Origin of the sequence: Motilimonas sp. 1_MG-2023 (assembly GCF_030547455.1) — a bacterium.
Classification (GTDB): domain Bacteria; phylum Pseudomonadota; class Gammaproteobacteria; order Enterobacterales; family CBDFNC01; genus Motilimonas.
Genome location: NZ_JAUOPX010000001.1, coordinates 1 through 22,736, shown reverse-complemented (window position 1 = coordinate 22,736; position 22,736 = coordinate 1). Strand labels below are relative to the sequence as shown.

The 22,736-nt window shown below is 42.4% G+C and carries 22 protein-coding genes; 7 read left to right on the top strand and 15 right to left on the bottom strand.

What is annotated here, in order from left to right; genetic code table 11:
* Positions 1 to 2: 2 nt before the first annotated feature.
* The 6 genes from Q4519_RS00110 to Q4519_RS00085 are packed head-to-tail and all read right to left on the bottom strand — an operon-like array spanning position 3 to position 6,107.
* Positions 3 to 509: a chemotaxis protein CheW gene (locus tag Q4519_RS00110; RefSeq protein ID WP_232800031.1), complete on the bottom strand. Its 507-nt coding sequence runs from the start codon at positions 507 to 509 to the stop codon at positions 3 to 5.
* Positions 502 to 2,577 (bottom strand): chemotaxis protein CheA, encoded by a 2,076-nt coding sequence (locus Q4519_RS00105; protein ID WP_303508189.1) that lies wholly within the window; start codon positions 2,575 to 2,577, stop codon positions 502 to 504. The genes Q4519_RS00110 and Q4519_RS00105 overlap by 8 nt, the downstream gene beginning before the upstream one ends.
* A 27-nt stretch (positions 2,578 to 2,604) precedes the next feature.
* The gene (locus Q4519_RS00100; protein WP_232800033.1) at positions 2,605 to 2,970 is read right to left on the bottom strand and encodes a response regulator; all 366 of its coding nucleotides are present in this window, start codon (positions 2,968 to 2,970) and stop codon (positions 2,605 to 2,607) included.
* 2 nt (positions 2,971 to 2,972) lie between these two features.
* A complete protein-coding gene (locus tag Q4519_RS00095; RefSeq protein ID WP_303508187.1) occupies positions 2,973 to 4,661 on the bottom strand; it encodes a SpoIIE family protein phosphatase in 1,689 nt (562 codons plus the stop codon).
* A complete protein-coding gene (locus tag Q4519_RS00090; protein ID WP_303508185.1) occupies positions 4,648 to 4,932 on the bottom strand; it encodes an STAS domain-containing protein in 285 nt (94 codons plus the stop codon). Before Q4519_RS00090 ends, Q4519_RS00095 begins: the two co-directional genes overlap by 14 nt.
* A 29-nt stretch (positions 4,933 to 4,961) precedes the next feature.
* Complete coding sequence (locus Q4519_RS00085; RefSeq protein WP_303508183.1) at positions 4,962 to 6,107, bottom strand: methyl-accepting chemotaxis protein; 1,146 nt, start codon at positions 6,105 to 6,107, stop codon at positions 4,962 to 4,964.
* Between the two features lie 409 nt (positions 6,108 to 6,516).
* Between Q4519_RS00085 and Q4519_RS00080 the strand changes: the two genes are divergently transcribed.
* Positions 6,517 to 8,955 carry an EAL domain-containing protein gene (locus Q4519_RS00080; protein ID WP_303508181.1) on the top strand — a complete coding sequence of 813 codons (2,439 nt, stop codon included), beginning with the start codon at positions 6,517 to 6,519 and terminating at the stop codon, positions 8,953 to 8,955.
* An 83-nt stretch (positions 8,956 to 9,038) separates the two neighbouring features.
* Here the strand turns inward: Q4519_RS00080 and Q4519_RS00075 are convergent, their stop codons facing one another.
* From Q4519_RS00075 to Q4519_RS00065, 3 genes are all read right to left on the bottom strand, one after another.
* Positions 9,039 to 11,072 carry a glycoside hydrolase family 19 protein gene (locus Q4519_RS00075; protein ID WP_303508179.1) on the bottom strand — a complete coding sequence of 678 codons (2,034 nt, stop codon included), beginning with the start codon at positions 11,070 to 11,072 and terminating at the stop codon, positions 9,039 to 9,041.
* A gap of 226 nt (positions 11,073 to 11,298) precedes the next feature.
* Positions 11,299 to 12,489, bottom strand: coding sequence for an NAD(P)/FAD-dependent oxidoreductase (locus tag Q4519_RS00070; protein ID WP_303508177.1), 1,191 nt, complete (start codon positions 12,487 to 12,489; stop codon positions 11,299 to 11,301).
* A gap of 150 nt (positions 12,490 to 12,639) precedes the next feature.
* The gene (locus Q4519_RS00065) at positions 12,640 to 13,008 is read right to left on the bottom strand and encodes a hypothetical protein (RefSeq protein ID WP_232804095.1); all 369 of its coding nucleotides are present in this window, start codon (positions 13,006 to 13,008) and stop codon (positions 12,640 to 12,642) included.
* Between the two features lie 797 nt (positions 13,009 to 13,805).
* On the opposite strand from Q4519_RS00065, the gene Q4519_RS00060 reads away from it, so the two are divergent.
* Positions 13,806 to 14,069, top strand: coding sequence for an Lpp/OprI family alanine-zipper lipoprotein (locus tag Q4519_RS00060; RefSeq protein ID WP_232804096.1), 264 nt, complete (start codon positions 13,806 to 13,808; stop codon positions 14,067 to 14,069).
* Positions 14,070 to 14,352: 283 nt separating this feature from the next.
* On the opposite strand, the gene Q4519_RS00055 is transcribed toward Q4519_RS00060, so the two are convergent.
* Together Q4519_RS00055 and Q4519_RS00050 are read right to left on the bottom strand one after the other, a co-directional pair.
* Entirely contained in the window at positions 14,353 to 15,291 is a 939-nt protein-coding gene (locus Q4519_RS00055) for a L,D-transpeptidase family protein (RefSeq protein WP_303508175.1), read from the bottom strand.
* Between the two features lie 225 nt (positions 15,292 to 15,516).
* The gene (locus Q4519_RS00050; protein WP_303508173.1) at positions 15,517 to 15,699 is read right to left on the bottom strand and encodes a hypothetical protein; all 183 of its coding nucleotides are present in this window, start codon (positions 15,697 to 15,699) and stop codon (positions 15,517 to 15,519) included.
* A 110-nt stretch (positions 15,700 to 15,809) separates the two neighbouring features.
* Here Q4519_RS00050 and Q4519_RS00045 point away from each other — a divergent pair, with 110 nt between their 5' ends.
* Both Q4519_RS00045 and rarD read left to right on the top strand, forming a co-directional pair.
* Complete coding sequence (locus Q4519_RS00045; protein ID WP_303508170.1) at positions 15,810 to 17,018, top strand: RsmB/NOP family class I SAM-dependent RNA methyltransferase; 1,209 nt, start codon at positions 15,810 to 15,812, stop codon at positions 17,016 to 17,018.
* 91 nt (positions 17,019 to 17,109) lie between these two features.
* A complete protein-coding gene (gene rarD, locus Q4519_RS00040; protein WP_232804099.1) occupies positions 17,110 to 18,027 on the top strand; it encodes an EamA family transporter RarD in 918 nt (305 codons plus the stop codon).
* Here rarD and Q4519_RS00035 read toward each other — a convergent pair.
* From Q4519_RS00035 to Q4519_RS00020, 4 genes are all read right to left on the bottom strand, one after another.
* Positions 18,017 to 19,546, bottom strand: coding sequence for a hypothetical protein (locus Q4519_RS00035; RefSeq protein ID WP_303508167.1), 1,530 nt, complete (start codon positions 19,544 to 19,546; stop codon positions 18,017 to 18,019). The genes rarD and Q4519_RS00035 overlap by 11 nt on opposite strands.
* On the bottom strand, positions 19,543 to 20,064 hold the full coding sequence (locus Q4519_RS00030; RefSeq protein ID WP_232804101.1) for a hypothetical protein: 522 nt from the start codon (positions 20,062 to 20,064) through the stop codon (positions 19,543 to 19,545). The genes Q4519_RS00035 and Q4519_RS00030 overlap by 4 nt, the downstream gene beginning before the upstream one ends.
* Positions 20,065 to 20,095: 31 nt before the next feature.
* Entirely contained in the window at positions 20,096 to 20,509 is a 414-nt protein-coding gene (locus tag Q4519_RS00025; protein ID WP_303508164.1) for a globin, read from the bottom strand.
* A gap of 98 nt (positions 20,510 to 20,607) precedes the next feature.
* The gene (locus Q4519_RS00020) at positions 20,608 to 21,159 is read right to left on the bottom strand and encodes a chromophore lyase CpcT/CpeT (RefSeq protein WP_303508163.1); all 552 of its coding nucleotides are present in this window, start codon (positions 21,157 to 21,159) and stop codon (positions 20,608 to 20,610) included.
* A gap of 191 nt (positions 21,160 to 21,350) precedes the next feature.
* Between Q4519_RS00020 and Q4519_RS00015 the strand changes: the two genes are divergently transcribed.
* The 3 genes from Q4519_RS00015 (at position 21,351) to Q4519_RS00005 (ending at position 22,624) form a co-directional block, all read left to right on the top strand.
* Positions 21,351 to 21,806 (top strand): DUF3592 domain-containing protein, encoded by a 456-nt coding sequence (locus Q4519_RS00015; protein WP_303508161.1) that lies wholly within the window; start codon positions 21,351 to 21,353, stop codon positions 21,804 to 21,806.
* 15 nt (positions 21,807 to 21,821) lie between these two features.
* Positions 21,822 to 22,277 carry a hypothetical protein gene (locus Q4519_RS00010; RefSeq protein WP_232804105.1) on the top strand — a complete coding sequence of 152 codons (456 nt, stop codon included), beginning with the start codon at positions 21,822 to 21,824 and terminating at the stop codon, positions 22,275 to 22,277.
* A gap of 143 nt (positions 22,278 to 22,420) precedes the next feature.
* Complete coding sequence (locus Q4519_RS00005) at positions 22,421 to 22,624, top strand: hypothetical protein (protein WP_303508155.1); 204 nt, start codon at positions 22,421 to 22,423, stop codon at positions 22,622 to 22,624.
* Positions 22,625 to 22,736 lie beyond the last annotated feature (112 nt).

Below are 22,736 nucleotides of genomic sequence, written 5' to 3'. Positions count from 1 at the left end.
AGTTATCCCTCCAGCGCCACAGCATTATTGTCAAATAAGCCCAGCTCTTGGCTGGAAATCAATTTTTCGATGTTCAATAAAATAATCATTTGTTCATTCACCGGCGCGAGGCCATATAAATATTGACTGTCAAAAGCAACACCAAACTCTGGTGGAGGTTTAATATCAGACGCCTGCATATTGATGACATCGGACACAGCATCAACCACTATCCCAACAATGCGCTCATTAATGTGGAGCATAATGACAATGGTAAATTCGTTGTAACTGGCTTCACCCACATTAAACTTAAGCCGCAAATCAACAATAGGTACAATGTCGCCACGCAGATTGAGAACACCTTTAATGAACGCGGGGGCATTAGCTATTTTGGTCACGGGTTCATAGCCTCTAATTTCACGTACTTTCATAATATCGAGACCGTAATGCTCATCACCTAAGGTAAAAGTTAGATACTCTAAGGAGACCGTGTCTTGGCTCGCTGGAGCCACTGTTGGTTGATTATTCATTCCCACTCCTTACTGCGACCGACTCTTCCACGCGTAAAGCGAGAGACTCTGCATCTAAGATCAATGCAACACTGCCATCTCCCATAATGGTGGCGCCAGCCACTCCTGGAACACGGCGGTAGTGCTGCTCTAAACTTTTAATAACAACTTGTTGTTGGCCAATTAACTCATCCACTAATAGGGCAAAGCGAGTTTTGCTGGTTTCAATTAAAACCAGAATCCCCTCACAGGGGTCCTCTGATTTAGGCTCAACTTCCATCACCTGATGTAACCGCACGATCGGCCAATAAGCATTACGTAAATCCAGCACTTTCTGGTTACCAATGCACTTAAGTTGAGGCTTATCAGGTTGCACAGATTCGATAATATTAACTAAAGGAATAATGAACATTTGCCCGCCGACGGCAATGGACATACCATCTAAAATAGCCAGTGTGAGGGGTAAACGAATCTGAAAAGAAGACCCTAAACCCGCTTCGGATTCTATCTCTAAACGTCCACCCATCGACTCGATATTTCGTTTCACTACGTCCATACCAACGCCGCGACCCGATACATCGGTCACTTCAGCGGCTGTTGAAAATCCTGCGGACATGATCAACTGCCAGACCTGCTGGTCGGTCGGATTTTCCACTACATCAATATTGTTTTCATAGGCTTTGACGAGAATACGATCACGATCTAGACCGCCGCCATCATCCAAAACAGAAATAAGAATATTGCCGCCTTTTTGCTCTGCTTTAAGGGTGAGTCGACCTGTTTCAGGCTTACCACGTGCCGCCCTAACATCTGGCAGCTCAATGCCGTGATCTAAACTATTGCGTACAAGGTGGGTTAACGGATCCACCAGCCGTTCAATTAATCCCTTATCAATTTCGGTTTGTCCACCTTCAATTTGCAAGTCGACTTTTTTGTTTAGTTTCTTAGATAAGTCTCTCACCACGCGAGGAAACCGGTTAAAGACAAAAGACATTGGCAACATCCGAATGGACATGATGCCCTCTTGTAGTTCGCGAGTGTTGCGCTCTAACTCAGACAAAGCACTATGCAACCGTTCAACGGTTGGACCAGTAAGCTCATCACCAATTAGATTTAACATTGATTGGGTGATCACTAGTTCGCCAACCAAATTAACCAAGCTGTCTATTTTTACAATATCAACACGAATACTACTGGCTTCTGTACTTTCAGGTTTTGCTTTGGAGTCGGCCTTGCCACTTCCGGTAACCGCTAACTTAGCCGCAGCAGGACGCGGCTTATCCATTAATCCGGTAGCAGGAGTGATTGCCTCCTCACTAACGCCATCACTTACGGGGAAACCCTTTTCATCAGCATAAACTTGATTATCTGATTGGCCTGAGGGAGCAAAAAAGCCAAAGCCTTCATCGTCAACTTGATCTAACTCAGCGGTCGCTGGACCAGGTAACGGCTCAAAGAAACCAAATCCTTCATCATCGCCATTTTCAGTGACCTCATTAGATCCTTCCCCGCCGGTTTCCATCGGAGCTTCCGATGTACTCACTAAAGGTTCAAAAAAGCCAAATCCTTCATCATCACGCTCTCCAACCTTGACCGACGCCTCAGTTGAGCCCTCTGATGACTCAGAAGATGACGATTCAGCGCCAACAGAAACAAAAAAACCATAAGCCTGCTCTTTAGTGTCAACCGCGGGCTCACTAGAGGGGTCTAAAATTAACTCCAAGTCGGCTGTCGCCGTATTGACTAATGCCCAATCCGGCTCAGTCGCATCGGTATAACTTTTGAGTAATGTACGCAGTGTGTCAACAGCACTTAACAAACCGTCAATCACGCGTGCTGAAAATTGAAATTTACCTTGTCGAGCGCGATCAAAGATGTTTTCCATCACATGGGTAACAGTAATCAGAGCATCAAATGCGAACATACCACTGCCGCCTTTTATGGAATGAGCAGCACGAAAGATGCTATTTAGCTCTTCGACATCAGGACTACTAGGGTCGAGCGCCAACAGCAAGTGCTCCATCTCATCGAGATGCTCGTGACTTTCTTCAATAAAAACGCCATGAAACTGGCTCATATCCATCGACATAGTGTGTCCCAAATGTGGTCTAGCGCCTTACCCCAGCACTTTCGCTGCAACTTGAAGTAACTTACTCGGTTCAAAGGGCTTTACCATCCAACCGGTGGCACCTGCGGCCTTGCCTTTCGCTTTCATTTCTTCACTGGCTTCAGTGGTCAATACTACAATAGGCTTACTGCGATAAGTCGCGAGACCTCGCAATGATTTAATCAAAGTTAGGCCGTCCATTCTGGGCATATTTTGATCTGTTAAGACAAAATCAAAGCTCTTGGTTTTACATAAGTCATAGGCTTCTTGCCCATCTTTTGCCAAGGTAACTTGATAGCTAGCCGACTTTAAAGTCGCTTCGACCATTTGGCGAATTGACGCAGAATCATCAACAATTAAAATACTTTTGCTCATAGTTAATCACTTCCAACGAGTACCACCCGGACGGCATTTCCAGGTGCAATAATTTCAAGGGAATCAGCTAAGTGCTCAATTAAAGTTAAGCCTCGGCCATAGCTTTTAGAAAAGTTAGTGCTTTCAATATTGTCATGAAAAAATCCATGACCACTGTCTTTAATGTAAATTTCTAATCGATTTAAATCACTTTGCCATTGCACTTGTAAAACAATTCTGTGCTCTATTGTCAGCTCTTTAACTTTTTGCTCTTTTTGCTCGTAGAAAGTCAAAAAGCCATTTTCTTGCGATTTAATGTCACTATTTAGCCCAAGCACGCCATGCTCGAATGCATTCATGTACAACTCAGTTAAAACAGTAAATACTTTTTGCACTAATGACAGGGGCAGTTGTTTGGATAACAGATCCGAAAAATGCCCAGGTATATCAAGTAAATCCAATGCCGCACCAGACAAGGTATGCTCGATTAAGAAAGCACTTTGCTGAGCAATCTGATTGGGCTTATAAGTAACAGACGATTGGAGAATGTTATGGGTATCAATCTGAACAATAGAAATATCATCAGAGGCAGGAGGGCAATCAATATTGAAATATTTTTTCACCCCTTCAAGTGGCTTACCTGGCATATTGAGTAGCGGAATCAGTGCTTCTTGGCTAAGGAGCTCACCGTCACCTGATAAGGTTTCTATTACGCCGTCACTAAACATAATAATGCGCTGGTTATCAACAAGCTCTATCCGTTCAGGATGAACACTAAACAAGGTATCTGGTAAAATACCAAGCGCCATATTGGCAGAATTAAGCTGCTTCACTAACTTACCGTGCTCATCTAGGACGAGCACTGGTGGCATTGCACCATTCCACACATCAATAATCTTACTGGCAGGTTGAATATGAAGAATGATCACCGCAACAAAGCGATCTTGTGGCAATAAATGAGTCAACTTACTATTCAGCTCAAACACAATATTTGAAAGGGGCAGGGCTTTTTCTGCCATGGCTTTAAATATTGGCACAACAGGCATTAACGAAACCGCTGCAGCTAAACCATGTCCCATAGCATCTGCCAACATAACATAGTCACTACCATCAACCCCCTGACAATTAATCACGCTGTCTCCGCTAAACTGCGAAGAGGGTTTAACCCAGTAATGAATGGCATCAACATCAGAGCGCACTTTGGCAAACATGGCTCCAATAAGGTGTCGAGCAAGCGCTTGTTCTTGTAACTCTGCATCACGCCATTGATTGAGTGCTTCTCGTTGCTCATTGTTTAGTTTTTCAAGGCGACGCTGATGCACCGACTTTTTCATCTTGAGCCAGAGCAAATCCATATTAACTGGCTTTAGTGCATAATCATCAATACCTTGGTTAAAAGCTCTGAGAAAGAAATCTGCATCATCATTTGCACTCACCATAATGACAGCCGTGGTTTTGAGATGCTCTTTTATCATTGGCAACAGCGTTACCCCTTCCCCGTCAGTCAGGTGGTTATCAAGCAAGGCAACATCGAAATGCTGCTGCGGCCGAGAAATGACATTTCTCGCATCCGCCAATGTTAAGCACGTTGTTGTCAGTACTCCCCTTTCTTTAAAAAAGTGCTCATAGAGCAAGGTAAATACTGTGCTGTCTTCTACGACCAGTACAGAGTAAGGCGGGCTTATGTTAAGTGAAGGATTAGAGAAAGGCATATAGTTTTGCCATGTTGGCCATTTCCAAGATATCCAGCGCATTACCTTGAGCGCCGCGAATAACTAATTTGGCCTGTACCGATTGCTCATTCTTTTTAGACATTAATACCAGCATTCCCAAAGCCGAACTATCTAAGTACTGGACTTGGGAAAAGTCGAGCTCAATTTCCTTCAAATCGGTATGTGCGAGTAGTACTTCCAAATCTTGGTTAAAGACTCTGTGATGATGAAAATCAAATTTACTCGGTAGTCGAATACAATGTTTTTCCATATACGTTCCTTTTCATTTACACAGATTGATTAGAAAAAGTTAACATCGCCGCTATCCATTGAGTTAGCTGATACAGGGTTAGATTTTTCTGCTTTGAACTTCACCAGACCATCAATAATCCGCTGTAACTTTCCTGCATCCGTTAAATTTTCAGGCTCCATTAATTCATGTAACTGAGTATTAATGGCACTTAGTTGTGAGGCTGTAAAACTGAGGTGCTGTGAATTGATATCACCAAATTGCAGACCTCGCATCGCATCATATAAAGATTGCTGTAGTAACTTGTTATGCTCTTCTAGCGCCGTAGCGTGACCTTTGTTGCGCGATGCATTGGTCATAAGTAACTCAATGGCATTATGTACATTTTTTTTCGCTTCCATCACATAGGTAACATCCTGAGAAGCGACTTCGCCGATATCGTGAGTTAACGCTTCAATTTGGTCAGCCATGTTTTTCAGTTTTTGCTGAATTTGATTACTAAACCCTGCCGAGCGAGTTGATAAAGACCGAACTTCATCTGCCACGACTGCAAAACCTCGACCAGCCTCACCTGCCCGCGCAGCCTCTATAGCTGCGTTTAGCGCCAGTAAATTTGTTTGAGAGGCTATTTGGTCTATGTCTTGCATCGCTTTAATTACATCAGGTACTGAGCGATTAATTTTGTCGACTTTTTCCACTAAATTCATCGATGCTGCGGACATATTGACAGTGGTTTCAACAAACTGCTCCAAGGTCGCACTAGTTTCATTGGCAAAAACCGCCATCCAAGAATCACCACTTTCGTCAACTTCTGATGCCAATAAGTGCATCACACGCTCACTTTGCAATTCGGCAAGCTCTTTCAGCTGAGTAAAGGCTGTTGTGAGGGTTTCAACGGCATCAGATTGAGTACTATTAACATCATCCACACCGCGCTTACATTCCGTTAAAGTGTCGGCAATATCTTGCAAAAGACGCTGTTGTAATTGCAACGTTTGAGATTCAGTGTGATGATATTCTTGCTTATTTTCTTCTGTCTTAGTTCGAGAAGCCTGCAGTGCCAAAACACCCGACGCCATACTAATAATTACTGCGACTATCAAGGCCAAAGCAGCTGGAAGCAAATTAAGTAAAGCAATACCTACCAATAGTGCGATGAAGGCCCCTACTGCTAAACGCATTGTAGAAATCGACATAAAAGCCATCCTTATCATTTAACCAGTCAGTTGAGCCCATATTGATTTAGTCTAGTAAGGAATACCTAATCGTGATGTTTTTTTTACCCATTACTTCTGGTTATTTGCTTTAACTCTCACTTTACATTACGCCTCAATTAGGAAGTTTGCAGTAATCGAAATAACCCGCTAAAACATAGCTATAGTTAGCTAGGGTCAGTTGATTTTTGGTGCTGGTTTTTGCAACTATTGGTTGGGCATTTATACAAAACAATCGTTATAGCCAGCACCTTTGTGGCATAGTGACGCGAAAAGGCGCTAACGCAGTAGAAATGATCAACAGACCCTAGGTATTTTTTCTGATTGCATTCACATCATGCCCTCACCGAGCTAAAACGCTCATTATTATTCTTCATTGCGAGGTTTTCCTATGGCGACAGTCATAGATAGTTCACTTTTTCATTCTATGAGGGAAGAGGCAGCAGAGTCTTGGTCTATTCAACTCCAAAAACAGCTTTTTTCTTGCTCTATAGTCCTTGCCAAACAACTTAAACTGACCTCAAATAATGTTTCTCTTAGTCAATTTTTGGCTTTGTGCGACAAAAGTCAGACCCACTTATTAAAACAAGCCATTAAGACAGCTTGTGAACAAGGCTTAGCCACACAGCTACACCTTATTTTCAGTATTGATAAGCAGCGCTACTTGGCCGAATGCAGCATAGAAAAAGGAGAAGCAGGCACCGCGAACCTTCATGGCCACTTAAAATTACTTCAGTGTTACCTCAGTCACGAACAAGAAACTACTTTACTCAAAACACTTTTTAATGAAACAAAAAATGGCTTGATGGTCGCTGATATTAACCATCATATATTGATGGTTAATAAGGAATTTTGTCGGGAAACTGAATTTACGGAAATGGAGCTACTCGGCACCCATGCTGGCGTAATTAAGAGTTCGCGATACGATAGCGATTTTTACAGCAAGCTTTGGGATGCAGTTAATCAGCATGGCTACTGGGAAGGAGAGTTACTAGCACAAACGAAACATGGCAACAGTTATGCGCACCACGCTTTAATCAAACGCATCATGCTTGCTAACAATATGAAGGTATATGCCACCACCACACGTAAGCTTGATGTTTCATTAGCGGCCTTATCAAACCAACAAGCGATTGAGCCTCATATTCGATTGCCCGATAAAAAGGCATTCAGTGCCGAACTTGAGCGTCTTTATCAAAGTCTACCAAGTAATCAAACAATTGTTTGTATCGCCTTTAATGCCAATATGAGCTCTTCAATTAGCGACGATATGAAAGCTTGGTTAATCTCACAGCGATTTGACTCGATGGCTTTTAATGGTTTTCTTGGGCAAATAAATCCATCGCTGTACGGCTTGTGTTGGTGCAGTGAAAAAAAGGTCGACATCATCAACACAACCCTCTGGTCTATTATTCGTCGCTTAGTGGGCACACGTAAAGATGATGCCTTAAAACTTGCTCCGGTGATGACAGTAGGTTGCTCAGTGCTAGCCTTAGATGCCACCAGCCCAAAACAACTTTTAGCTCATGCTATCCAGTCTTTAATTGCTAATCAGCAGCAACTTAGCTCGACACTCTATTATTTTGATCGCCGCTTAAGCCACCGCTTTGAACGCGTTACAGTGTTAACTAAGTTACTCGATAACGCCCTGCAGGCTGAGCGAATCGAAGTGTTTTATCAGCCTATTGTCACTTTGCCAGGTCTCAAGGTTGTGAAGTTTGAAGCCTTATTTCGAACCCACCTAGACACGGGGATGGAATACTCAACCCAAGAATTAATTCAAATTGCGGAGAAAAACCTTTGGATCGATCGAATTGATGCCACGGTGGCACGCCAAGCTTTACAAGATTTGCCCAAGTTGCAGCGCCATTTCAACAATCCAAACTTAGAAATGTCTATTAATCGCTCTTTGCACAATGATCTCGTCAGCCAAAGCTGCTTAGAAGAAACACTACAAATCCTCTCTTACTCTGGCGCCGACTTAAATAATGTCACATTAGAACTCACTGAATCCGCTTTTTTTCAAGATCTTACTCGGCAAAAACAATGGATAAATAAATTAAGTAAGATAGGAGTAAAAATTGCGATCGATGATTTCGGTACCGGCTACTCATCTTTTTCCTATTTACTTAATCTACCAGTGAGTATTGTTAAAATTGACAAACTATTTGTTGATAATCTTAAGGAAAACAGCTGCGAACTAGCCATGATCGAAATGTTATCTGCCCTTACGCACAAAATAGGTGGCAAGGTTATTGTGGAAGGAGTGGAGTCCGTTCAACAGTTAAACATATTATCAAGGGTAAAAGTGGACATGCTTCAGGGTTACTTATTTAGTAAACCAAGAAACTTAGCGGACACTCTCCAATTGGAATCGGAAAATACTTTTGTCCATTTAACACCTCATGTTTATTGTCACGCAGAGCTGACCGCGGCCGATGTGATGGAAAAGGATTTTATTGCCATTAGCCTAGACGATAGGTTGAGAAAGGTTAAACAGCTCTTTGCTCAGCATCCTGTTGATCACCTTGTCGTGATCGAAAACAGTCAGTGCCAAGGCATCGTGACTCGAGCGGCTTTATTTCAGGCGCTAAGTCCCTATATAAACACTAAAAGCGAGCAACACCGCGATGCGGTTACCTTAAATAAGCGGGCACATCAAATCATGGAGAAGAGCCCAAAAACAATGATGACCACTTCACCGATAGAACAATGTAGCCAATGGTTACTCGAGCACAGTCAAGATATTATTATTGTTACCGGCAGTGTGGATGTGTGCATGGGCGTGATCACTGCAAAAGAAATGTTAAGACAGCTCATCCCTAATTAGCCCCCGTTTTGTTTAAGCCTAGCGGCATAATACATAAAAAAGCCACCCGAAGGTGGCTTAATTTATTGATAGATTTAGCAAGCTTATTTGCCTTCTGGGATCACCTCACCAAACTCATCTGTTGCTTGTACGTTGAAGATATCTTCAACACAGATTTCATAGTCACCTTTACCCCAAGCACTGTAGGCGGTTTGGTAACCAGCAAGCTTACACTTAAAGCTATGATTGCCTGGCGTGTTAGCATCCCAACCCCAATCTTTATCCCAATACACTTCTAATGCACCAGAGCCATTAGTATCAAAGGCTTTCATATCAGCACAATCAAGCTTCTCACCTGTAATGTCTAGGCTTAAGTAATTAGCAATTTCTTTGTAGTAAGCAATACGCGCTTTTGCTTGGTTAGTCGTTGAGCCCTTACCACATTCAAAGGCGCCGTTGATGATTTGAATGGTTGAACCAAAACCATGCTCAATACCATTGGCTTTGTCGGCCGCATTTGGCTGCCAAGTGCCATCAATAACGTGCAGCATACTTGGCTTAGGTGGTTGCGGGTAAACGTAGAAGAACACTGCCGACGCTAAGTTTAACCAAGTGTCAGCCACTAACTCAGGGTTCTTCAGTAGTACCATCTTGTCGCCAAACATGGCTTCAGAGAATGGCCCATAGTTGTAGTTCCAGCTTAGTTGTTTAGCACCACGGCCAAAGTAACTCTTGTTTTGACAAGGCCATCTTTCACCCGCCCAGCCAGTACATTTGTTGTAAGGACCTGTGGTATCGGTTTCTGATTTGTACATTTCACGAACGTAGTACAAACCTTGACGCCACTCAGGGTTACCTTTCGCACCTTCCCAGCCTGGGGCGTGCGCTCCTGTTTCTTGTACAAAGTGGGCAAACATAGTAACCAATGAACGCTTACAAATATCGTCTGAGTTACGACCATCTTCATAGGTGCGACAGAAGGCTGGGAACTTAGCGATGGCTTGTAAGAAGCGTTGGTAAGTGTAGTTTTCATGACGAATGGGGAATAAGAATTCCCAGTCTGCTGCACTAACAATAGCTTCGGCGCGACGCACGTTTTCTGGGTTTTCAGCGCGCAGTGGTAACACAGCTTCAACAGCAGCATTATCTAAGGTTTGCGTATCGGCGCGAACCAGATCAAATAGCGCAGATGAAGTTAATGCGGTTTCACGCGCTTCTAATTGCGCACGAGGGATCAAGTAGCCACCTTGACCATCTTCAGTGACGGTTAATTCAGTAGGATCAATAGAAGGTGTAATAGATGGCTCAATCGTAGGTTCAATCGTTGGTTGAAGTGTTGGCTCAGGCGTTGGCTCAGCGGTTGGCTTAGGCGGTAATGGTAAGTTGTACTTAGTAGCAGCCCAGAATTCAACATCATATGCCGATTGTGCATTGGTAATAGCTTGGCTATCCTCTGGCGTTTCAATACAAGCTTTTACACCCAAAACATTGCTACACAGAATAAGCTCGTTCTGTGGTCCACAACCTGCAAAGTGGTAACCAAATACCCAGTTGTCACCACATAACTCTGGCTCGGTTGTCGGTGTAGGTGTGATCTCAGGCGTAGGCTCTGCCGTTGGAGTTGGAGTTGGAGTTGGAGTTACACCACCACAACTTGCTTCATCCCAGAACCAACTTCCGCTACGTGGGCTTTCCCAGGTGCCGGGGTTATTTTTAGCCACGTAACAAATTTGGTTAAACATGACTAAGTCGCCATTGGCCACTGTCGTTTTGCCTGGCACCCACTGAACAATATTGCTTGGCTCGCTAGTTGGCGCAGGCGTTGGCTCTAGGGTAACAACTGGCGTAGGTTGTACCGTTGGCTCAAGTGTTATAACAGGGGTTGGCTTTGGTGTTGGCGCGATTGTTGGTTGAACATCACCACAACTTGCGGAGGTCCAAAACCAGGTGGAAGAAGCCGAAGGTGTTTCCCATGAACCAGGGTTATTTTTTGCCACATAACAGGCGTCTTGATAAATTACCAAATCACCATTGCTTACCTTGGTTTTACCTGGCTGCCAAGTTGTTGGCGTAGCAGCTTGTGCTTGGGCAGACACGCCCATCACCAAGGCAGCGATAAGACTGAGTTTCATACTCATTTTAGTCATCCTTGAACAAATTAATAAAAATCGGCAAATACTATTGCCGATGTTAATATTAACAATTCTGGGAAAAGTATAATTTGAGCTACCTCTATTTATCCTTACTTTTAAGAGGGATTAAAGTATGGTTAATTTCATACTCAGTAGCTTATTTGACTAAAAAACCAACGAAGCTCCCCAGTTAGCTTTCTGCCAACAACGACAGGGCAGCAAAGCATCGTAATTATAAAGTATCACTCAAGCCACACGCGACACCAGACGACCAGGCCCATTGAAAATTGAATCCTCCTAGCCAACCGCTGACATCAACCACTTCGCCGATAAAATACAATCCAGCCACTTTTTTCGCTGACATATCTTTTGATGACAGTTCATTAGTGTCAACACCGCCTAAGGTCACCTCAGCCGTACGATAACCTTCGGTGCCATTCATCAGCAGAGGCCATCGTGTTAAAGTTTGGCAAAGCCGCGCCCATTCGCCGTGGTTTATTTGGTTTAACGGGCTGTCGGTAAATTTTTGCTGGGTTAGCCATGTCTCAGCAAAACGTTTAACTAAGAAACGGCTCAAGGCATTCTTTAAACTTAACTTGGGTTGTTGATCGCGTAATTCATTTAATGCAAGAGTAACATCTAATTCCGGTAAAAGATTAATGTAGATCGGCTCACCCGCTCGCCAATAGGACGATATTTGTAGCATAACTGGGCCAGATAAACCTCTATGGGTCAGTAGCATATCTTCTTTAAATTCTACTCCTGATACCGAGCTGACTGCCACAGGCATACTGATCCCCGATAACGGTTCAAATAGGGTTTTATCACCTTGGTGCCAAGTGAAAGGCACTAAGCCAGCACTGGTTGGCAGTACTTTTAAACCAAACTGCTCTGCAATTTTATAACCAAATGGTGTCGCGCCTAATTTCGGCATTGATAAACCGCCAGTCGCTACAACTAGGGAATTACATTGATACTCGCCAGCACTGGTGACTAACTGAAAGCCTTGATCCAACTTGTTAATTTTCGTTATTTCAGTTTTCAGCTGAATTTGTACCCCAGCCCAGTCGCACTCTGTTAATAACACGTCAAGAATATCTTTAGCTGAGTTTAACGCGAACAGTTGTCCATGTTTACGCTGCTCAAACGCCACGCCATGGCGCTCAACTAACTCAATAAATTGACTTGAGGGGTAGCGCGCTAAAGCAGATTTAACAAAGTGTGGGTTTTGGCAAAGGAAATTACTTGGCTCAACTTTAGTGTTGGTAAAATTACACTTACCACCACCACTAATGAGGATTTTACGGCCCGCTTTTTTGGCGTTATCAAGCACCAGCACTTGTTTACCACGATATCCAGCGGTTGCGGCGCACATTAGCCCCGCGGCACCCGCGCCGATGATGATGACGTCAACTTTTTGCACTACTTTTCCTATTTTAGAATTCAGCTAAGGGCAACAAAATATTACCCCGCGCTAATGTTACTTGGCTAGCGTGAAGAGTGCGAGCTTTAAGCTAAAAACCCAATAGAGGGCTGGAAGAAGTAGCTATAGAAGATGCTGTGAGGCTTAATTTTATTCTTTGGTATCAGTAGGACTAAGCGCTTTGATTGCTTCACGTATCAAGCCTACACCTTCTTTAATTATTATTGCACCAAGTGCAACTAACTTTACACAAGCGTAGATAAACACCACCACTACAACGACTTTGATACAGGCTTGGAAGATTTGATAGAATTCTATATTAACCTGATTAGATAATTGCTCCGAGCCTGCCATCAGCCAATTAAACATTTCGTTCATAAATGGCACTTTAGCCGGCATTGAAATAATGGCTAACGCGCTGGGTAATACATAAAAAATGATTAAAGACCCAAGAGCAATTAACACTGCTCCTACTGCGGTACTCAGCATTAAGCCTAATTTTTGATTATTTGCTTGCATAACTCACTCAGACAGATCGATTTTAGAAAAATATGATGCAAAGTATCCACACCACAGCCATAAATGAAAGCAGAAAAACTAAAAAAATTAGATCGGGGCTAGTTAGCCGGTAAAAATTCCTCAACCTGAATCTGGTCTCAAAAAGCTGGAGGAGACATAACGAGCGCTTTTTATCTGCTCCTTTGATCAGGTGAAATCGTGAACATTTTTCAAATGATAAATTATTAGACGAAGTCAGCTCTTAGAGGTTGCAGCGAACCATCAAGGGTGATTTCAAGACTTTTCGTAGATGGGGTTGCGCGGGATAATTAAAATTCACTCTTTCATGGCTTAACCCTGATTCCTTCGTTGATAAAAAACCCTGAAGCCCCCTAACTTTGACTATATTGTGATTTAATTTAAAAGCACCGTATCAAACGATATAAAACTGAACAAAGCTCAGTAAGGAACTGAGCGAGAGATGAAATAATTTTGTAGCAATGTGCGCCTAAATTTGAACCGTAAACACCACGTAAATCCAGCGAAAAATATGGCCATATTCAACGATAATTAACGCTATCACAGCCCTCATTTTTAACAGTGAAAACGCTATGATTTCAATAGCTTTACAAGTAACTAGACCAATAAGTCCAGCGTCATATAAATAGGAGTCAATCTTTTTTTCAAAAAAACGTGCTGAAAAGCAAAAAAAAACTTGCTCAATGTCTAAATTTAATTAATTATTGCAATAACTTAAATCAGGTGTGCCATAATGAGTATGCTGTAATTTAAGCTAACCCTAATTTTGGAGAAAAATAATGAAACGTAATCTAATGATCCTTGCTGGTGCTGCTATGACTTTAACTCTAGCTGGCTGTTCTAACACTGCTCTAGAAAAAAATGTTGCAGAATTAAGCAGCAAAGTAGATCAACTGACTACTGAAGTTAGCTCACTGAAAGATCAACAAATGACTCTTGCTAACGATGTAAATGACGCAAAAGCAGCTGCAATGGATGCAAGCAGCGAAGCAATGCGTGCTAACGACCGTATTGACAACATCGCTACTACTTACAGAAAGTAATAACGTTGTTACACAGCTAGCATCATCAGGTGCTAGCTGATATTCCCTTGTTAATCAGCCTTCTCGGCAATGTACAAATATCATTACCCACTTTAAGCTCAGTGCTTCACAACGTTTACACAAAAACGTGCAAACACAATCAATGGCAAACTAACTAGCCTTTAGCATATTATTACCATAAGTGTTTACTTAAGCTCATCCTGTTATTGCCTAAGGGAGATCCATTTATACAACAAAAAACGGCCTACCCAAGTAGACCGTTGAATGAAAAAAGCAGTAAGCCTTACAGCTCAAAGTCTACCTCTTCCTCTGCTTCCTCTTCCCATGCTCGACCAACCAAGTTAGGCAAGCCATTCATTGTCTTGAAAATACTCTCTAAAGCGGCTTTCTCACCATTATGCTCGGCGACAAAATTAATCACATCTGCGGTCATCGTTAATTTTGGTGCGGGCTGCCCTTCGTACTTAGATAAAGGCGAATGCACCTCTATTAAGACATCGCCATTAGGTTCAACTGACTGCTTAATTGGTTCATTAATAATTCGAACTTGTTCACCTTGCTCCACCTGATGAAACAACCACTCAATATTGGCTGGCTCAAGACGAATACAGCCGGCACTTACACGCATGCCAATACCGAAATCTTTATTCGTACCGTGGATCAAGTATTCGCCATGACCATATGCAAGGCGCATCGCATATTCACCTAGCGGATTTTCAGGTCCAGCAGGAACAACAGCTGGTAAAGGCTCACCTTTCGCCGCGTACTCTGCCCTTGTTGTAGCGGTTGGTGTCCACGTTGGATTGGCACGCTTACTGCTCACCTTAGTCATCATCACCGGAGTTTCACGACCTACACGGCCAATACCAATTGGGAATACGGTCACCTCTTTACCGTTAGGATGGAAAAAATATAACCGTAATTCAGGTAAATTTATCACAATACCTTTGTATTCAACCTCTGGCAGTAGCATTAACGTTGGGATCACCAGCCTCATACCAGGAGTTGGCACAAAAGGGTCCGCGGCTGGGTTTGCATCCATTAACTCCAGTAATCCCACACCGTAAAGTAAACCTATTTCATGTAAGTTTTCACCTTTCGCCACCGTGTGAGTCTGAAGCTGCCCAACTAAACGCCCACCATCTGCGGGTAAAGAGTAAATATTTGCCCATGTTACTGGACTGATAAAGAGCAAAAACAAAAGACTAAACAATAATTTCATAACATACCGAGCAATAGGAAACAGACCTTCATTATAACGATACCTGCTCTTGATCTCGATGCTTTTATACCCAATCAGCTTGGAGATGCTTGATTTCAGGTAATCGCTTTCCCCCTTTTAAAAATCAATCACGCGGCATAAACGCGTGTAAAGTTTTCCCTTTGGGAGCGCCGCGCCATGTTTCCCTGATTTAAACTCAAGAGTATTGTTACGCTAGTAAAGGGCCTATATGCCTGTGTTGAAGTGCTTAGTACTGAAAATGCTACGGGGCTCTGAAACATTCATCGCCAAGTCGATTGGGTTAATCCGCAGGGATACGGCAGTTAAGCCATCAAGGATGATTTCACGGCGTTTCGTATAATAAAATGTGACTTGTTTGAAAGTCATGCTCAAATACTGTACGTTCATTCGTTCGCCCTAGGCTGATCCGTTCGATAGCAGGCCATTTATCGAAGTCACTTGCACCAGAAACGTACTCCTTCTATCATCCCTAGCTTCAATTGAGTAGAAGGTTGTTTATGTCGGTATTAACTGTGTTTCAAGCTGAATTAGTCGTGTCCGTGGTTGAGCTGGTGCTAACTCAGCACATGGCTACAGATCGCGCCTATGCAAAGTTTTTTGCTGGCCAATCTCTTAGCTCAAAACAAAAAGCGCAAGTCACGACATCGACCGGCGATATATTACGCCGACTCAATTTATTTTGTTTTCTTGCTAATGTGCCGCTGGAAAAAGCTCACGAAAATGGAGCAAAGTTGATTGCAGCCTGGCATTTATTGCAAGGCTATGAACAACCTCTACTCCATAAAAGTGCGGTACTATCAACCGCTGAATTTAACAATAAACTCACTCAAGCCAAAACTGCCCCCCTACTATGGCAAGGCTGTCCAACTTGGTTAGATAATTTAGGCACTGCGCAACTAGGTGAACAATGGCCCAAAGAGCGCGCAGCCCTTGCCGAACGACCGCAACGTTATATTCGGGTTAACGAGCTGAAAACTACACGTGCAGCGTTATTGGACGATTTAGTAACACAAGGCATTAAAGCAGAGCCCGTAACAAACGTCGCCACGGCAATAAAAATTAATGATCAATCCTCACTGTTTAACAACAACGCTTACCAGCAAGGTTGGTTTGAACAACAAGATGCCGGCTCCCAATGTGTGGTACAAGCTCTGGATGTAAAGCCTGGCATGACAGTGTTTGATACTTGTGCGGGTACTGGAGGTAAAACGCTACAATTAGCAGCCATGATGCGCGGTAAAGGCCGCTTAGTTGCCATGGATATAGAACAATGGAAACTCGATAAGTTACAACTGCGGGCTAAGCGCGCAGGCGCATTTAATATTGAGACCCGTCTAATTGAAAGCAGTAAAACTATCAAGCGCCGCAAGCTGAGTGCTGATCGGGTATTACTTGATGTTCCTTGCTCTGGTCTCGGCGTTTTAAAACGTAAACCCATGGCTAAATGGCACGATACCGCTGAACGTTTACACACCTTAACTCAATTGCAAACCGATATTTTACAGCGCTATAGTCAGTTGCTAAAAGTAAGCGGCATCATGATTTACGCCACATGTTCTATTCTACCGCAAGAAAACAATGAACAGGTTAAGCAATTCCTAACCAATAACCCTAATTTTTTATTGCTCGAAGAGCAGACCATCAGCCCAGCGGAAACGGGGTTTGATGGCTTTTATTGGGCCAAAATAGTACGTATCGACAAATAAAACCTTCGTTATTGTGCTAGGGCTTAAGCAAAAATAGCTTAAGCCCTCCACCCTTGATAAACTAGTCAGCCGTTCATTCTGGTTTTTACTCATGCATACCGACGAAACACTAGCTGAAACCCGTAAAGGCGTATTTTTTGCCCTATTTGCTTACACTTTTTGGGGAATCGCGCCAATATATTTTAAGTCTCTTTCTCCTGTTCCAGCTTACGAAGTACTGAGCCACCGTGTCATTTGGTCTTGCCTATTACTTTTTATTATTGTGGTTTCGTTTGGTTATGTGCGCCGTCTCATTACGGCCCTGCGCACACCTAAAACCTTGCTCTATTTAACCCTCAGCTCAGTTTTGATCGGCATTAACTGGTTTGTATTTATCTGGTCAGTTAATCATGACCGCATGCTTGAGGCTAGCTTAGGTTATTTTATAAACCCATTAGTTAATGTCTTAATTGGGATGGTTTTCTTAAATGAAAGGCTCAGAAAAAACCAGTATCTCGCTGTGTCCTTAGCTATTATTGGCGTATTGGTACAATTAATAAGCTTTGGCTCACTACCCTGGATAGCATTAGTACTGGCTTTTAGTTTTGGTTGCTATGGTTTAATTAGAAAACAACTGCAGATTGATGCCATTACTGGGCTACTACTTGAAACTCTAGTATTGCTGCCAGTGGCCTTAATCTATTTGTTTGTATTCGCCAATTCAAGTAGCTCAAATTTGACTAACAATGGGCTGAGCTTAAATCTATTATTGTTCGCTGCAGGTGCTATCACCACGATACCGTTACTGTTTTTTGCCGGAGCAGCAAAGCGGCTTAAGCTTTCAACCTTAGGCTTCTTTCAATATATCGGGCCGTCATTAATGTTCATTCTCGCCGTCTTTGTTTACGAAGAACACTTTAACCTTGATACCTTAATCACCTTTGCTTTTATTTGGGCTGCCCTCATCATTTTCAGCTTTGATGGGTTACACCAGCATAAGCAAAGTAAAAGAGCCAAGCTTAACTCTTAACTTTAGCCTGCCAGCTCGCTAACCAGCTAAGGTTAGCGATTTGCTTCGCAGGCGGGAAAGGCTGTGATAGCCAACGTTGCAATAGCTCGGGATCCTGTTGTTGAACAATTAGCTCAAGTACATCTAATGTTTCTTCATTACCTAAACTAAGCATCACGGCAGAAGCATCCGGAGATTGTTGTAAAAATAAAATCAACCCCTTTACCTGCTCAATTGAATGATACTGAGTCAAGTCCTCCAACAGCTCGACTATCTCTAAACGACGAGTAGGTTGCGTCAGATAATGACGAAACAATAATTCGCCTATGGCATGAAAAGCCCCCTTTTCACTGATCGCCATTTGCTCTTTAAGCCAAATATCCATTAACTCATGAAATCCTAACTGCAGCTTAACTGTGCGCTCAGCTTGTTGATAGGCGACCACTATCTCCTTTATTTCTTCTATATTCAGCTCTTGATGCGATGCTATGTCTGTGGCATTTAAAGCCACAGCTCGATACCAAACCTCATTCAAAGGTTGTCTAATCTGCGGTTGTAGATTGCTAGCATAAACCAACTCCTGCTGCTGAAATAAAAATTCCGCGAGGCGCATTGTTTGTAGCTCTTTCTGCTCAGTTGCTGCAATATTCGCTATATTCACGGAAGCATCAAGCAGTGCCTGCTCCTTCCATTGTACTAAGGTTAAGCTAGGCCATTGAGCCTTAAGTTGAAACAACTCAGCTTGAGCCAATAAACTCGGATCGCTGATTTTTTGCTGCTGGATCTCAGCGAGATTAAAGAAACCATGGCGCACTAATGCAGCACTGTAGTTTACGTAAAGGGTGTCTTGTTTGATTTCCCACAAACCAGATAAGGTCATTAAATCAGGAATATAACTGGTACTACTAGCGATATTAAAATATGCGGCCATGCAGTTTTGCTGCATTTTATGGTTAATATTACCACTGAGTAATAAGCTTATTTGCTCTAACCAACGATGATTTTCTTCCACTAACGACTGCCAAGCTAATACTTCATAAGCTTGGCATAAAGATGTCGCATTAGATTCAATTTCTACTAACTGCTTCAGCGTGGAATAAAATGACATTTTTTGCTGTTCATTTCCTCGCTTTCTTACCGTTGACGCCAATTTTAGCAAGTATTCTAAGCGCTCATATTCAGCCTGTTGCTGGATCAAATGAAGGGATTGGGACAAATAATCAGGCTGTGAGGAATGCTGTCCTTTAGATGCCAGCTGATTATATTTAGCTTGTAGTAGGCGCACATCTAACATCGAGCTTTGCTCTAAATCTGCGTACACTTGCGATTCAGGAAACTGACGTTTCAATTTTGAAATATCACTTAAGGCTTGTTCGTAATGATATTTTTTTTCAGATATTTGTTCTGCTTGCGCAGCAGACTCTAGGTGTGCCAATGCACGATTTAAGCGCTGTGAGGCGAGCACCTCCACATCTAAAAAAGCGACCACTAAGCCAACAGTTAAAATAAATGCGCACCAGTAATAAAGATATTTTTTCATTTTGTAATGGGAGTAAATTTAACAGCCTTTTGCGGCAGGCTAAAATCTTCAGGCAGCCCTGGAAAATAGACTTTTAGTTCCTTGATATCCTTTAGGGCGTTACTGTCAATAAACATCCAGTCTGTCCCTGCTTCGCGGATTGCAAATAAATAGCTATCTGTATTCACTCTTCCTTGCTCACTTTTTAGTTCAAGCTGAGTGCTCAGGACAATCAGCTCCTTATCTTTTCCGACAAAATATTCAAGAGGCTCTCCTATAGTCAAATCTGAGATAACAACCCCTTCTTCATTAAGCAGGCGAACGGCTTCATAAGCGATTTTAGCGGCCATACTCGGCCCACCAATTTTATTTACCATCGCCGGATAGCTAAGGGCTATCACTTGCTCATAGTCTTCTAACAAAGTGGCTGATGCCAGCATGTTGGCGCGCTGGCTAACTTGGGAAGCAATATCTGCAGGCACTGGCAATGCTAACGCGGGGCCAATCATAGTGAAAAATAATAATAAAAACTTATACATGAATCTTGTTCCTTAGCGGACTTATAATTAGTTAACGAGAGTGAGCGCTCATATATAAAATCAAAGGGCTTAACACTAACTTCCATGCCAGCTCTACATCTTCATTAAACCTTGGGTCATGAGCTTTAACCGCTTTAATCAATGCATCTAGCCACAATACATACATATCTGCAGGCACGTTCCGCTGTAACGGGCCATGTACATCTGCGTATTTTTTTATTGCTTGGGTTTCTATCCTTGTACTTGAGAAGTCCATTGCTAAGTACAAAGAGCGCTGTAACATTAACTTCTGTTTCGTTAAGTCGACACCAAGGAACATGTCTGCGACCGCCGGAGAAGATGTGATAAATAACTCATAAAAAAGGCTGAAGAAGGCATCACCTTGATCACCACGATAAATAATCCGCTCATAGCTGTCGTTAAATATTTGGTCGAAATTCTTCACAATACGTTCCTTTTCATTATGACTGACTACGATAAAGAACTCATCGCATATAACCAAACTAAGCTTACATAATATGTTAAGTAAAACGTGCTATCGGATTATTTTTTCTTGATAAAGTGATAACCCGGTGCTGAAGTTGACCATACTTTCTTTTCTTTGTCTTGATACCCTGCTACTTGTTGAAAAAATTGATCAGAATAAAGTGCATAAGTAATTTTTACATGGGTTGAGCCTCGAAAGTTTAAATGGCACTCATGACTTTCTGTTTCACCCACAAATTGTTTTAACTCTTTCTCATAAGTGAAAAGGATATCGCAACCTTGCTGCATTGTTAACTGTTGCAAAGTGAGCTTATCAAGTAACTGGGGCTGATAATAAGCCCCAGTAAAATCAATAGGCTGAGGTGTTGTATAGGTATGTAGTCTTATCAGACCATTTGGTTGATCGATTAGTTGCATAATACGTTGTTGGTAAGGTAATACCCCGCGTTCGTTTTTAATTTGTTCTATATAAAACCAAACCCCATCGGTTCGGGTATGCCAGAATCGTCGAACCAAAAATTGCACTGACTCAAATGCAGAGTTTTTATTTGCCTGATTGGTATTTGTGAACTCTCCTTCAAACCAATCGGACAGTAATTCAAGCTGCATGGAGAAGGCCCATAACGGCGTACTAAACAAAGAGAGAAAGCAAAATAACAGTTTATTCATAGTACATCCTTGGCGAGGGCATTGACGCAATGATAATCACTAACAACATACACTCATATAGCAGTTTAATCTGCCTGTAAAGGCCCCCATCATAGGGTACAATAATCTTAATTTTAACCAATGGGTAAACTATGGAAAAGGTATATTTAGGCTGGATATTCATTGCGATAGGTTGCTTCGCCCTGCTCCCTATCTGTTACTATATTTTTATTGCTATTAAGAGTCGAAGTTGGCCTAAACGAATGGCCATGATTACTTACAATAGCTTAGCGGTTAAAAAAGCAGGGTACTGGGAAGGTCGCTCGTTACTTAGCGGAGACCTGATAAAATATCGCTATAACGTTGAACGTGTTGATTATGAAAACAGTCAAATAACAGCTGCAGACTTGATCGTGAAATTGATGGTTGCAAGTGATGAATTACTGGCCAATTTTCCAGAAAAAGAGATGTTAGAGATAGCTTATAACCCTAACAAGCCGCAGCAGTCATTACTGATTACTGGATTAACTAAGTGGAATTTCTTGCCTATTGTAACAATAGGTATTTTCATTGCTGTGGGCATCGCCCTTGTTATTGGACGAATCTAAGAAGGTTATTTATAAATGGATGATATGAAAAGCTTTATACCTGGCTATGGTAGTGAATCAAACGTCGCTAGGTTACTAATGCTAATGTCGCTATTCCTGGTCATAGTACCAGGCATTATTGCCGCCAAAACCGCACGCTTAAGCTTTGGCGGTGAAGTCATCATGGCTAATGTTATCGAAGTAAACCAAGTGAGCTTTGTAGACGAAGCCACTAATGAAAAATTTACGGACAATATTCCTAAGGTTGAGTTTACGGCAGTTAATGGTAAAACATATCAAGTGGACTTATTGCCTTACCTAGTACCTCCTAAAGTAGGTGAGCAGGTAGAAATCGTATATTTAAGATCAGATCCTAATACAGCGTTACCGAATGCCTTTGATCGAGGCCCCTTGTATACCTGCATGTTTTTTATTGCCTTAGGCCTAGTTCTGTTCTTACGCTCCGCAAAAATGATGAGAAGTCGCTACTAACATTCAATAAAGGCCTGCAGTTTGAACACTGTAGGCTTGCCCACCAAGCAGCCAGCAAGCTTGCTGAACACGTCAGAGCCATCTCTACTAATGCTGGCAATCATCATATCAAGCCCAATTAGCTAATCAAAATACTGATGTTAATGGCTTCAGACCGTTTACTATTTCCTAAGGTGTTGGTATTTGATCCCGCAGTGCCAAGAACAGAAGCACCAATTATCGACCTCGAAGAAGCGGGGTTGACCATCGAAAAGGTCATTAAACCACAAAGCCTACCACCCTCGGTGCATGAGTACCTCAACCCAAGGGTACGAACCAGCTACTATTTTGAGCATGATAAACCATAAGCCACTTTCGAGTGGTTTTTTGTTTGATGTGAGTTTTTTTTCTTCAAACGTAAAAAAGCCCGACTCTTTCGAATCGGGCTTCTACTGCTCACTATGAGCTTATTTGGCGCTT